The sequence below is a fragment of the Proteus vulgaris genome (genome assembly GCF_011045815.1).
Taxonomy (GTDB): Bacteria; Pseudomonadota; Gammaproteobacteria; order Enterobacterales; family Enterobacteriaceae; genus Proteus; species Proteus vulgaris_B.
In genome coordinates this window covers 906,291-919,224 of sequence record NZ_CP047344.1, presented here as the reverse complement: position 1 = coordinate 919,224, position 12,934 = coordinate 906,291, and the positions used below count along the sequence as shown (strand labels likewise).

Genomic DNA, 12,934 nt, shown 5'->3' with positions numbered 1-12,934 from the left:
TTTATATGCGATTTTTAGATATTTATCTATTAAATTAAAACAACAGAACTCTATCTTTTTATCTATATATTTATAAAAATAGATAAAAAATAAGTAGGGATAACTTAATGAAACGCAAAGTAGTGATTGGTGTTTTAGGCACAACATTAGATAAAAGAGGTAAAAGCCATAAAAGGTGGAACTCATGGCGCCCAACAATTTCCATTTGTCATCAAAAGGATTTTCCTGTTAGCCGATTAGTGATGATCCACCAGCCTAATGACTCAACGCTAGCATCTAAAATCACAGAAGATATCCATACTGTCTCACCTGATACAGAGGTGTGGCCATATGAAATTGATATTTGTGATCCATGGGATCTTGAAGAGGTTTACAGCCATTTTCTTGATTTTGCAGTAAATTATCCATTTGATACTGAAAATGAAGAATATTATGTGCATATCACAACAGGAACACATATTGCTCAAATTTGTTGGTTTTTACTGACAGAAGCACATTACTTACCTGCAAAACTATTACAAACCTCACCCACTTCTAAAATAGAAAATAAAGATGGTGCTAAAACCATACAGTCAGCTACGGGCAGTTATGCCATTATTGACCTTGATTTAAGCCGTTATACAAAATTAACGAGCCGATTTGAACACTACCATAATGAGTCGCTCTCTTTTTTAAAATCAGGGATCGCCACACGAAATGAACGTTTCAATACCTTAATTGCTCAGATTGAACGAGTCGCATTGCGCTCTTTTGACCCTATTCTATTAACTGGCCCCACTGGTGCAGGAAAATCATTTCTTGCTCAACGTATTTATGAATTACGGCAATCACGCCATTTTGTAAAAGGGCGTTTTATCGCAGTTAACTGCGCTACTTTGCGCGGTGACAACGCCATGTCCACTTTATTTGGACATGTAAAAGGCGCATTTACAGGTGCATTGCAAGCTAGGCAAGGATTATTAAGAGAAGCCGATAAAGGAATTTTATTTCTTGATGAAATTGCAGAATTAGGGCTTGATGAGCAAGCGATGCTACTTAAAGCAATAGAAGAAAAATCTTTTTATCCGTATGGCTCAGATACTGAAGTACAAAGCGATTTTCAGTTGATAGCAGGTACACATCGAGATATGGATAAACAAATTGCAAAGGGGCTTTTTCGCGAAGATCTCTATGCAAGGATTAATATGTGGTCTTTTTCATTACCGGGATTAGCCGATCGCAAAGAGGATATTGAACCCAATATTGACTATGAGCTGCATCACTTTGCAACACTCTATCAAAAAGTGATCCGCTTTAATTCAGATGCAAAATCTCACTATATTCGGTTCGCCACATCTGAGCAGGCATTATGGCGTGGTAATTTTCGTGAGCTTAGTGCTAGTATAACGCGAATGGCAACACTTGCTGAAAATGGTCGCATCACTCTAGCACTTGTTGAGGAAGAAATTAGCCGTTTAAAACAAAGTTGGGGAATAACCTCTTCTTTATTGAAAAATTCGGATATCGATCTTTTCGATCTCAGCCAACTGAATACGGTTATCAAAACTTGTCAGCAATCATCAACTCTCTCAGAAGCTGGTAGAAAACTTTTCGCAGTATCAAGACAAAATAAAAAACAGCCCAACGATGCCGATCGCCTACGCAAATACCTTGCGAAATTTGGCTTAAGCTGGGAACAAATTCAACATGGAGAATAATATTTCATTATGGAGCTCATTTTTTTAGGCACTAATGCAGGTGTTCCGTCTAAAGATCGGAACGTCACAAGTATGGTGCTTGATTTACAAAATAAACAAAAAAGTATGTGGATGTTTGATTGTGGTGAAGCCACACAGCATCAGATACTACATACTCGCGTGAAATTACCACGTTTAAATAAAATTTTTATTACCCATTTACATGGTGACCACATTTTTGGTTTACCTGGACTACTTTGTAGTCGTTCAATGGGGGGAACCGAAGCTGGCTTAACAGTATATGGTCCTGCTGGCATCAAAGATTTTATAGAAACATCGCTGACATTAAGTCACTCCTATTTAACTTACCCGATTAATATTGTTGAAATTGACGCAGCTGGTTTTTTGTTTGAAGAAGAAGGAATGAAAGTCAGTTGTGAAGCACTTTCTCATCCAGTACCTTGTTTTGGCTATCGCTTAGAAGAAGAAAATAGCCCTGGTAAACTCGATGCCCTGAAGCTAAAAGCTGAAAATATTCCGACGGGTCCTTGGTTACAAGAGTTAAAACAAGGTAAAACTATCACATTGCCCGATGGAAGAGTCATTGATGGTCAAGAGTATATCGGCCCTGAAATAAAAGGACGCTGTATTGCTATTTTCGGTGATACACAACCCACACCAGATGCATTAAAACTTGCTAATAACGCAGATGTTATTGTACATGAAGCGACGTTTAAGCATGAAATGGCAGAACAAGCAAATAGTCGCGGGCATTCAACAACAGTACAAGCTACAACATTAGCAAAAGACGCTAATGTCAAAAAGTTGATTATTACCCATATTAGTAGTCGCTATTTACCAGAAGACTGTGTTGAATTACTCAATGAATGCCAACACGTTTTTAGTCATACTGAAATTGCGGCTGATTTTGCCGTGTTTAAGTTATAGTTCTACTACTAGAAAATAACAATAGCGACATTATGTCGCCATTGTTACTCTACAGCATTTACCCAATCATCTATTTGTATTTTAGTTAATTATTCTGCAATGATGCGGTACGCTTTATCTTGCCATCTTGCAAAATAAAGTTCACTTTTCCATCCCAAAACTCAGCTAAAAAAACATCTTCAGGCTTATCAATATGCTGGTTTTTCATTTCTTCTTGCAACCATGCTTCATCTTTTTCTATTTGTACTAATTCTGAAGTACGGATAACGCCGTCTTTCATCACAATCAAGGACGGCATTTTAGCGCCATCACACACTACTGTAATTTGTCCATCAGGCTCAATTTGTGCGTAGTTAACTTCTTGAAACGAATGGATACCTTGAGCATGAAGTCGTGAAGTAATATTAAGAATGTCTATTTTATTCTTCTTCTCCATGATGTTTTCCATAATAAACTCGCCCTTTTTTATGATAGGGATCGGATTTCCAATGGTAACCGCACGAAAAAAATTGAATCGTTTGCTGATATAGTTGAGCAAAGAGATAAAACAAACACCGATTAAAAAGACAATAATGTATTGGTAAAGAGGAATAGCATCAGTATAAATCACTCCTCCCATGATCCCCCCAAGAACAAAATTACCAATAAAATCAATGGGAGTTAATTGAGAAAGTTGTGTTTTTCCTGATAAATTCATATGGGCTAATATGATAGTAAAACCAATAATAAATTTGATAATAACCAGAAAGTAATATTCCATTTGCATCTCACATTTCCAATAATGTCTGCCCTCATTATTATAAAGCAGAAAACGCTATCCTGATAAAAATTAAAATTATTTTTCATGGGATTTGACTAAGAACAAACACTTAATATACTTAGGTTAGTTGATTTTAAGACTCACACTATACTTATTATGATAGTTTATCTGTAATCTCTTACTATCAGCGTAATAGCTTCTCGCCTTTTTTACTACTTACGCGGGATATCACTGAATTGTTTTTGAACACACATTTTGGAGAAAAAAATGAATAAAAAACTACTTACTTCATTGGTTCTAGCGGGTCTTGTTACTCTCACTGCAGGTTGTGATGATTCATCTAAAAAAGTCGATGATGGTATTGATAAGGCAAAAGAAACTGCAACTCAAGTAACTGAGACAGCACAAGATAAAGCTAACGAGCTGACAGAACAAGCTAAAGATAAAGCTGCTGACGTAAAAGAAGATGCAGCAGCAAAAGCAGATGAATTAACACAACAAGCTCAAGAGCTAAAAGATAAAGCCGAGCAAAAAGCCGCAGAATTAAAAGCACAAGCTGATGAAAAAACAGATGCGCTAAAAGAGAACATCTCACAAAAAACTGATGAGTTAAAAGATGCGAGTGCAACAAAAGCAGAAGAGATTAAACAAAGTCTAGAAGCTGAAAGCAATAAACTCTCTGAAAAAGCGGCAGAGTTAAAACAAGATGCCAGTAAAACAGCTGATAACCTGATGCAAGAGGCTGACACAAAAGTTGATCAGCTAAAAGGCGATGCTTCAAAAACAAGTGGTGATATAAAGCAACAAGCTCAAGAGACTGAAAATAAAGCACTTGATAAAGCGGATCAATTGACAGATCAAGCAAAACAAAAAATTGATGATTTAAAAGCTGAGAACAAATAATCTGATTTCAGAATTTTTGATGAATCAAAAGCCAGTGAAAATTCACTGGCTTTTTTTGTACAAAAAAAAGACAAGGGTTGATCGATTAAGCAAAAAATGTAACCATGTTCTCCTTTTTTCAACAGGAGAAACCTATTAAAGAATGAAAGCACTTATATCACAATAATGGCAATCAATTGATTTAATGCTCTTTTTCTCCATTTTACGGAAAAAATAATTTACTTCCGTTCTTTTATAAAACATCACTCTGACTTGATGTTTTATTCAAATTTTCTTACGAACTTTTCTTTTCTGGTTATAAATAACAATCAGAAAGTTGATAGCGAAAAGTCTCTTTCTAGGAAAATAACAAAAAATAGGTTAACTATGAGTCAACAAAACGATATTACCCCTCAAAAAATTAGGATGAAAATTAATCCTCCCGTTTTTTATACCTCAGCGCTATTAATTCTATTAGTCGTTGGCTTCTCTGCATTATTTCCAGAGTTGGCTAATGACAAATTAGGTCATCTTCAGGAAAACCTCTTCACGAATGCAAGTTGGTTCTACATTCTAGCCGTAGCATTGGTTTTGCTGAGTGTGACTTATTTAGGACTTTCCCGTTTTGGTCAAATAAAACTGGGGCCTGATCATGCTCGTCCTCACTTTAGCTATTTTGCATGGTTTGCCATGCTATTTTCTGCTGGTATGGGGATTGGATTAATGTTCTTTGGTGTTGCAGAACCGGTTATGCATTATTTAATGCCCCCTACAGGTGAAGCGCAAACCATTGAAGCAGCTAAAGAAGCAATGCGATTAACTTTTTTCCATTGGGGATTACATGCTTGGGCAATTTATGCCATTGTTGCGCTAATTTTGGCTTTCTTCTCTTATCGTCATGGTTTGCCATTAACACTACGTTCAGCACTTTATCCCATTATTGGTGATCGTATACATGGTCCTATTGGTCATGCCGTCGATATTTTTGCTGTTATGGGAACAGTTTTTGGTGTTGCAACCTCTCTGGGTTTTGGTGTTTTACAAGTTAATGCTGGTTTAAATCACCTTTTTAATGTTCCTATTAATCCAACCGTTCAAGTTGTTTTAATTGTTGTAATAACAGGTCTTGCAACTATTTCTGTTGTTTCTGGATTAGAAAAAGGTATCCGCTTTTTATCCGAACTTAACTTAGGTTTAGCCGTTATTCTTCTTTTATTGGTGATCATTCTCGGTCCAACAGTATTGATATTAAAATCATTTGTTGAGAATACGGGAGGATATCTATCCGAAATTGTGAGTAAAACCTTTAATCTTTATGCATATGAACCCAAATCGAGTGATTGGTTAGGGGGATGGACACTGCTTTATTGGGGTTGGTGGTTATCATGGTCTCCGTTTGTGGGTATGTTTATCGCTCGTATTTCTCGTGGCCGCACTATCCGTGAATTCGTTGTGGGTGTTCTGTTTGTTCCTGCTGGCTTTACCTTACTTTGGATGACCGTTTTTGGTAATACTGCCATTCATTTAATCAAAGATAAAGGTGCAGAAGCCCTCGCCAATATCGTACAACAAGATGTTTCATTGGCTTTATTTGAGTTCTTAAATTACTTCCCATTCTCGTCTGTTTTATCTTTCTTTGCGATGCTGATGGTCATTGTCTTCTTTGTGACTTCAGCAGACTCGGGTGCTATGGTTGTTGATACTTTGGCTTCAGGTGGCGATAGTGAAACACCAGTATGGCAACGTATTTTCTGGGCGGGATTAATGGGTGTTTCTGCAATCACTTTATTATTAGCCGGTGGTTTAACAGCGCTACAAACAGTGACTATTGCAAGTGCACTTCCTTTCTCAATCGTATTGCTTGCTTCTATTTATGGATTGATAAAAGCATTGCGAGTGGATGTATATAAACGTGATAGCCAACAGCTAACTACGATTGCGCCACCGGCAAGCCGTAATCCAATTCCTTGGCAACGCCGTTTAAGAAATATCGCTTATTTTCCAAAACGTTCCCACGTAAAACGTTTTATGGATGAAGTTATTCAACCTTCAATGGAAATGGTCTCTGCTGAGTTAAGCAAACAAGCAACTCAATGCTATATCCATAATGAAGAAGATGATCGCATTGGCTTCGAAGTCGATTTAGGCGATGACATGAATTTCTTCTATGAAGTTCGTCTGCGTTTTTATACTCAACCCGCTTTTGCTTTAGCTGGGTTAAGTGATGAAGAAAGAGACGAAGAACATAAATATTATCGTGCTGAAATTCATTTAAAAGAAGGTGGGCAAGACTACGATGTAATGGGTTGGACGAAAGAACAAATCATTCATGATATTCTTGATCAATATGAAAAACACATCCACTTCTTACATGTATTAGGTAAACAGTAATATTATCTAAGTCATAACAAACAAAAAGGAGATGCCCTTGCATCTCCTTTTTTATTATCAAAACAAATTATTTCTCTAATTGTTCAGTATCATCTGGATTTAACGCAATCAGTTCTTTTAATAACCCAGATAGGCGTTGTAACTTCTCAGTCGAAAATTTTTGCTCAAGTAATTGATAACCTTCTTCAATTTTAGGCTGAATTTTATCGTATAAATTTTGACCATTTGTGGAAAGCGAAACAAAAAGCTTTCGCTGGTCACTGACAGGTTTTAATCGACAAATTAGCTCGTCTCTTTCCATTCTAATAAGAATACCCGTTAAACTTGGTCGAAGAATACACGATTTTTGTGCTAGTTCGTGAAAATCAATAGAACGCTTATCCGCAAGCACTCGAATAATCCGCCATTGTTGTTCTGTCAGATTATGCTCTTTAAGAACAGGTCGAAAAAAACCCATCGCAGATTCCCGAGCTTGCAATAGCGCGATAGTTAATGATTCATGCATAATCAAGAAGCTCTTTATATGGTGTTATAGGTGAATGGACGAAAAATCACTCAATATAGACAGTGAAAAAGTACCGCTGTTTATGGTTTATAAAATGACTATATTCTAAGAATAGACTATTTGTTACAATTATTCATATTAACAAATAAATAAAGTTGACTCAATTTTTGCAATTTTATTCTCTTTGTGCAATTTATCACCCTTTACTTTTATTTGTTTTAACACCACTTTTCACAACCTTATGCCCTATATGCAATTATTATGAATTTGCAATTTGTGTTATCCCCCTATCTATTGAAAAAAGTCGCCTAATTTGCCTATTGCCTTAGCTATAATTTAGGAATAATGATCGTAGCGATAAGGTTGTCTCACATTTTTTTGAGATAAAGTTAACAAGTTGTAACAAAGAAAGATTGCTATCTTTGTTTATGCGCGGTAGCGTTACGCCTTTAAATTCGTGCGACGAAGAAACCGGCAAGTTCATAACAACTTTGTTAAGCGGAGTCGTTAAACCATATTTTAACGACCTTAATTAATCATTATTTTAAGTGAAGACGCCCACAGACGAGAAGTCTGGCAGTAGGAGTAAAAAATGTCTGAGGAAAAACAGGCTAACCCACTTTTTCGGGATGCAATGGCAAGCTTAGGTGCGGCAGTTAATATCGTTGCAACAAATGGCGATGCTGGATGTTGTGGCTTAACCGCAACAGCGGTATGTTCAGTCACTGATAATCCACCAACCGTGATGGTTTGCATCAACAGTAAAAGCCAAATGAATACAACTTTTCAAGAAAATGGAAAATTAAGTATCAATATCTTGAATCATGAGCAGGAAGAAATGGCCTGTCATTTTGCCGGAATGACAGGGCTTGCGATGGCAGATCGCTTTACCCAACCAGGTTGGCAAAATGGGCAACTACAACAACCGATATTAACAAATGCACTAGCCTGCTTAGAAGGCGATATTTATGATGTTCGCCAAGTTGGCACGCATTTTGTTTATATGGCTGAAATTAAAAATATTGCTGTACGTGAAGATGGTGATGGACTTATTTATTTTAAACGCCGTTTCCATTCTGTTAAAAATGAATTGGTACCTATCTCCATTTAAACTTCGACTATTTCTGACTCAAGATAAAAACGCGCTTTCAATAAGGGCGTTTTTTATTATTAATAATATCTTTATAAATCCAAATGTTTATCCAAAATAAATGAATACTTATTTATCCAAATAACCATTCCTAATTTTTAGGTCTTTATTAAACTTTTATTAACATCTGTTTGTTATAAAAGAATATCTTTAAATTATAATGAAAAATTTCTTTCTATAATCAATCAGTCACATCACCAAAAACTTTTTCTTTTCACTTTCACCATGCATCTTTATTTATTTTAATTAGATTAAAATACAAACAAAAAATAATCTTATCGGCGAATTTTTATACCAATAACCAATTAAATAGCTTTATTTGAAAATAAACTAATGAATATTTTTTTCAATCTGGTATTAATCTTCCTTACAGTGTGATCAACCTTTGAGAAGTCATTCCATCAATATATTAGTCTACTCGACTTGCTGATTACCTTCTTAAATTTGCAAACATCACTCTAAATACGGCAGATAATGTTATCGTCATGTAACATATCTCATAAGTTTGAGTAAATAACATCGTTGTTGAAAATAAATAATAATTAGGGGCATTACAGATATGGATAAACCCGCTCAAGTCGGTTTATTACAACAGCCTAAACCATTCTTTATGATTTTCTTTGTAGAATTATGGGAACGTTTCGGTTACTACGGCGTACAAGGTATTCTTGCCGTTTATTTTGTTAGTAAACTCGGATTCTCTCAAGAACAGGCTTTTATTACTTTTGGTGCATTTTCTGCACTGGTTTATGGGCTGATTTCTATTGGTGGTTATGTTGGTGATCACTTATTAGGAACAAAACGAACTATTGTTTTAGGTGCTATTGTCTTGGCTATCGGTTATTTCATGACTGGTATGTCAATTATGTATCCTAATTTAATTTTCTATGCATTAGGAACTATCGCTGTAGGTAACGGTTTATTTAAAGCGAATCCTGCAAGCTTATTAGCAAAGTGCTATCCACCTAAAGATCCCCGTCTTGATGGCGCATTTACGCTGTTTTATATGTCGATAAATGTTGGCTCATTAATTTCTTTATCTATTGCGCCAGTACTTGCTGATCATTATGGATATGGACTGACTTATAATATTTGTGGTATTGGCTTAATTATCGCCTTATTGGTTTATTTCTTCTGTCGTAAGATGGTAGCAAATATTGGTTCTGAACCAGACCATTTACCAATGAATTACAACAAGCTGCTCTTAGTCATTGCCGGATCTGTCGCAATGGTATTTGTTTGTGCATGGTTACTGCACAACGTAATGATTGCGAATATTGTTTTAGTCAGCTTGTCTATTATTGTTGTCTTCATTTATTTCCGTGAAGCGTTTAAACAAAAAGACCGTGTTGCACGTAATAAAATGTATGTTGCTTTTGTTCTGATGTTAGAAGCTGTTATTTTCTACATTCTTTATGCACAAATGCCAACCTCATTAAACTTCTTTGCTATTCACAACGTTCATCATAATTTATTGGGTTTTGAGATCCACCCTGTAAGCTTCCAAGCTTTAAACCCATTCTGGATTATTATTGCTAGCCCAATCTTAGCCATCGTGTATAGCCGTTTAGGCGCGAAAGGCAAAGACTTCTCAATGCCAGCGAAGTTTACCGCCGGTATGCTTCTGTGCTCGTTAGGATTCCTTACAGCCGCCGCATCGGGTATGTGGTTTGCAGATGCTCAAGGCTTAACATCACCTTGGTTTATCGTTCTGGTTTATTTATTCCAGAGTTTAGGTGAGCTAATGATCAGTGCATTAGGTTTAGCCATGGTTGCGGCTTTCGTACCGCAATATATGATGGGCTTTATTTTAGGTATGTGGTTCTTAACTCAAGCAACAGCTTATTTGTTAGGTGGTTATGTTGCAACCTTTACAGCAGCACCAGAAGGTATTACAGATCCACTACAGACTTTACCTATTTATACCGATGTGTTTGGTAAAATTGGTATAGTGACCTTAATTGTAGGTCTGGTTATGTGGGCAACAGTGCCTCTACTTAACCGAATGATGAAAGAAGAAAGCAAAAGCGTCAAAGTCACTGGCTAATCTTTCAGTTAAAATATTGACTATATTTAAGCGTCTATTCATTAATAGGCGCTTTTTTATATCTGCTTTATCTCAAGGTCGGATATCTCTAATAGAGACTAAAGATATTGATTATCAACACAACTTTATACCTAATTCTGCAGATAAATATCATCATAGCCAAACTGCCTGATAACTTTCTATCAGGCATAAAAAAACCCGCCAAATAAGCGGGTTTATTTCATTTTAAAGAATGAATCAATTACAGAACATCAATCGCATTCAATTCTTTAAATGCTTGCTCTAAACGAACAACCATTGATGATTGTGCTTGGCGTAACCAGTTACGTGGGTCGTAGTATTTCTTGTTAGGTTTATCAGCACCTTCTGGGTTACCTAACTGACCTTGCAGATAGCCTTCGTTCTTTTTATAGAATTGTAAGATACCATCCCAAGTTGCCCACTGAGTATCAGTATCGATATTCATTTTGATAACACCATAGCCAACAGCTTCTTTGATTTCTTCAGCAGAAGAACCTGAGCCGCCATGGAAAACGAAATCTAGGCTATTGTGTGGCAGATTGAATTTCTCTGATACGTAGTCTTGTGAATTGCGCAGAATTTTTGGCGTTAATTGAACGTTACCTGGTTTATAAACACCATGAACGTTACCGAAAGAGGCTGCGATAGTGAAACGAGGGCTTACCGCGCTCAGTTTTTCATATGCGTAAGCAACATCTTCTGGTTGAGTATACAGAGCAGAACTGTCCATGCCTGTATTATCAACACCGTCTTCTTCACCACCAGTACAGCCTAATTCGATTTCTAAAGTCATATCGATTTTAGCCATACGCGCTAAATATTTAGCACAGATTTCGATGTTTTCTTCTAATGACTCTTCTGATAAGTCAATCATGTGAGAAGAGAACAGTGGTTTACCTGTTTTAGCGTAATGTTTTTCACCTGCATCTAGCAGGCCATCAATCCATGGCAATAATTTTTTTGCACAGTGGTCAGTGTGCAGAATAACAGGAACACCGTAGTATTCAGCCATTTGATGCACATGGTGAGCACCAGAAATTGCACCTAAAATAGCGGCTTGCTGAGGTACATCAGATTTAAGACCTTTACCTGCGATAAATGCAGCACCACCGTTAGAGAACTGTACAATAACAGGAGAACGAACTTTCGCAGCAGCTTCTAACACAGCATTGATTGAGTCAGTACCTACACAGTTAACCGCTGGCAGAGCAAATTTGTTTTCTTTTGCTACTGCAAATACTTTTTGTACATCATCACCCGTGATGACACCCGGTTTCACGAAATCAAAAACTTTAGACATGTAATAAGATCCTATATTTGGAACAGGTAGAAAATAACTTTCTACCTGTATGAGCTGACTTAATTACTGTTTAGCGCGTTCTTCTAACATTGCAACAGCAGGAAGTTTTTTGCCTTCAACGAATTCTAAGAAAGCACCACCGCCGGTTGAAATGTAAGAGATTTTGTCTGCGATATCAAATAAATCAATAGCTGCCAGCGTATCACCACCACCTGCGATAGAGAATGCTTCGCTATCTGCAATCGCTTTAGCAATGATTTCTGTACCTTTACGGAAGTTAGGGAATTCAAATACACCTACTGGGCCATTCCACAGGATAGTTTTCGCATTTTTCAGGATTTCAGCTAAACGTTCAGCTGTCACATCACCGATATCTAGCACTTGTTCATCGTCTTTGATGTCACTTGCTGATTTTAAAACAGCATCTGCTGTTTCTGAGAATTCAGTTGCAACACGAACATCAGTTGGTACTGGAATATCGCATTTTTCCATCAGTTTTTTAGCGTCATCTACTAAGTCTGCTTCATATAAAGAACGACCTACTGGGTGACCTTCTGCTGCGATAAAGGTATTTGCAATACCACCACCAACGATTAATTGGTCAGCGATTTTTGATAAGGAATCTAATACAGTCAGTTTAGTTGAAACTTTAGAACCACCAACAATTGCAACCATTGGGCGCGCTGGTTTATCTAATGCTTTACCTAATGCTTCAAGCTCTGCTGATAACAGAGGGCCAGCACAAGCAACTTGTGCAAATTTAGCAACACCATGAGTTGATGCTTGAGCACGGTGAGCAGTACCGAATGCATCCATTACGAACACATCACATAATGCAGCGTATTGTTTAGACAGTGTTTCGTCGTCTTTCTTTTCGCCTTTGTTAAAACGAACGTTTTCAAGAACCACTAATTCACCGGCATTAACTTCAACACCGTTTAAATAGTCTTTAGCAAGACTTACAGGTGCAGTTAATTTGTCTTTCAGATAGTCAACAACTGGTTTTAAAGAGAACTCTTCGTTGTACTCACCTTCGGTAGGGCGACCTAAGTGAGAAGTTACCATCACTTTAGCGCCTTGTTTTAACGCGGCTTCAATTGTTGGTAAAGAAGCACGAATACGCGCATCTGAAGTCACTTTACCATCTTTTACTGGAACGTTCAGGTCAGCACGGATAAGAACTCGTTTACCCGCTAGGTCTAAATCGGTCATCTTAATTACAGACATGATGAATCCTCTCATTGATTCTCTAAA

10 protein-coding genes are annotated in these 12,934 nt (G+C 36.9%); 6 read left to right on the top strand and 4 right to left on the bottom strand.

Annotation, left to right across the window (positions count from 1 at the left end; translation table 11 throughout):
* The first annotated feature begins 107 nt into the window (after positions 1-107).
* Positions 108-1,697 carry an RNA repair transcriptional activator RtcR gene (rtcR, locus tag GTH24_RS04245; RefSeq protein ID WP_164525995.1) on the top strand — a complete coding sequence of 530 codons (1,590 nt, stop codon included), beginning with the start codon at positions 108-110 and terminating at the stop codon, positions 1,695-1,697.
* A gap of 9 nt (positions 1,698-1,706) precedes the next feature.
* Positions 1,707-2,624, top strand: coding sequence for a ribonuclease Z (rnz, locus tag GTH24_RS04240; RefSeq protein WP_164525994.1), 918 nt, complete (start codon positions 1,707-1,709; stop codon positions 2,622-2,624).
* 85 nt (positions 2,625-2,709) lie between these two features.
* On the opposite strand, the gene GTH24_RS04235 is transcribed toward rnz, so the two are convergent.
* Complete coding sequence (locus tag GTH24_RS04235; protein WP_109408083.1) at positions 2,710-3,384, bottom strand: DUF421 domain-containing protein; 675 nt, start codon at positions 3,382-3,384, stop codon at positions 2,710-2,712.
* A gap of 267 nt (positions 3,385-3,651) precedes the next feature.
* Between GTH24_RS04235 and GTH24_RS04230 the strand changes: the two genes are divergently transcribed.
* Together GTH24_RS04230 and betT are read left to right on the top strand one after the other, a co-directional pair.
* Entirely contained in the window at positions 3,652-4,287 is a 636-nt protein-coding gene (locus GTH24_RS04230; RefSeq protein WP_072070711.1) for a hypothetical protein, read from the top strand.
* A 366-nt stretch (positions 4,288-4,653) separates the two neighbouring features.
* A complete protein-coding gene (betT, locus tag GTH24_RS04225) occupies positions 4,654-6,657 on the top strand; it encodes a choline BCCT transporter BetT (protein WP_072070712.1) in 2,004 nt (667 codons plus the stop codon).
* 67 nt (positions 6,658-6,724) lie between these two features.
* Here the strand turns inward: betT and hpaR are convergent, their stop codons facing one another.
* Positions 6,725-7,162 carry a homoprotocatechuate degradation operon regulator HpaR gene (hpaR, locus tag GTH24_RS04220; protein WP_072070713.1) on the bottom strand — a complete coding sequence of 146 codons (438 nt, stop codon included), beginning with the start codon at positions 7,160-7,162 and terminating at the stop codon, positions 6,725-6,727.
* A 592-nt stretch (positions 7,163-7,754) separates the two neighbouring features.
* Between hpaR and hpaC the strand changes: the two genes are divergently transcribed.
* Both hpaC and dtpB read left to right on the top strand, forming a co-directional pair.
* Entirely contained in the window at positions 7,755-8,273 is a 519-nt protein-coding gene (gene hpaC, locus GTH24_RS04215; protein WP_072070714.1) for a 4-hydroxyphenylacetate 3-monooxygenase, reductase component, read from the top strand.
* 598 nt (positions 8,274-8,871) lie between these two features.
* Positions 8,872-10,359 (top strand): dipeptide/tripeptide permease DtpB, encoded by a 1,488-nt coding sequence (dtpB, locus tag GTH24_RS04210; protein WP_072070715.1) that lies wholly within the window; start codon positions 8,872-8,874, stop codon positions 10,357-10,359.
* Between the two features lie 241 nt (positions 10,360-10,600).
* On the opposite strand, the gene fbaA is transcribed toward dtpB, so the two are convergent.
* Positions 10,601-11,680, bottom strand: coding sequence for a class II fructose-bisphosphate aldolase (gene fbaA / locus GTH24_RS04205; protein WP_072070716.1), 1,080 nt, complete (start codon positions 11,678-11,680; stop codon positions 10,601-10,603).
* A gap of 63 nt (positions 11,681-11,743) precedes the next feature.
* Complete coding sequence (gene pgk, locus GTH24_RS04200; RefSeq protein ID WP_072070717.1) at positions 11,744-12,907, bottom strand: phosphoglycerate kinase; 1,164 nt, start codon at positions 12,905-12,907, stop codon at positions 11,744-11,746.
* Positions 12,908-12,934: the final 27 nt, after the last annotated feature.

What these genes read in the sequence shown, in the direction of transcription:
- rtcR (WP_164525995.1), top strand. Translation starts at nt 108, where the DNA reads ATGAAACGCAAAGTAGTGATTGGTGTTTTAGGCACAACATTAGATAAA.
- rnz (WP_164525994.1), top strand. Translation starts at nt 1,707, where the DNA reads ATGGAGCTCATTTTTTTAGGCACTAATGCAGGTGTTCCGTCTAAAGAT.
- GTH24_RS04235 (WP_109408083.1), bottom strand. Translation starts at nt 3,384, where the DNA reads ATGGAATATTACTTTCTGGTTATTATCAAATTTATTATTGGTTTTACT.
- GTH24_RS04230 (WP_072070711.1), top strand. Translation starts at nt 3,652, where the DNA reads ATGAATAAAAAACTACTTACTTCATTGGTTCTAGCGGGTCTTGTTACT.
- betT (WP_072070712.1), top strand. Translation starts at nt 4,654, where the DNA reads ATGAGTCAACAAAACGATATTACCCCTCAAAAAATTAGGATGAAAATT.
- hpaR (WP_072070713.1), bottom strand. Translation starts at nt 7,162, where the DNA reads ATGCATGAATCATTAACTATCGCGCTATTGCAAGCTCGGGAATCTGCG.
- hpaC (WP_072070714.1), top strand. Translation starts at nt 7,755, where the DNA reads ATGTCTGAGGAAAAACAGGCTAACCCACTTTTTCGGGATGCAATGGCA.
- dtpB (WP_072070715.1), top strand. Translation starts at nt 8,872, where the DNA reads ATGGATAAACCCGCTCAAGTCGGTTTATTACAACAGCCTAAACCATTC.
- fbaA (WP_072070716.1), bottom strand. Translation starts at nt 11,680, where the DNA reads ATGTCTAAAGTTTTTGATTTCGTGAAACCGGGTGTCATCACGGGTGAT.
- pgk (WP_072070717.1), bottom strand. Translation starts at nt 12,907, where the DNA reads ATGTCTGTAATTAAGATGACCGATTTAGACCTAGCGGGTAAACGAGTT.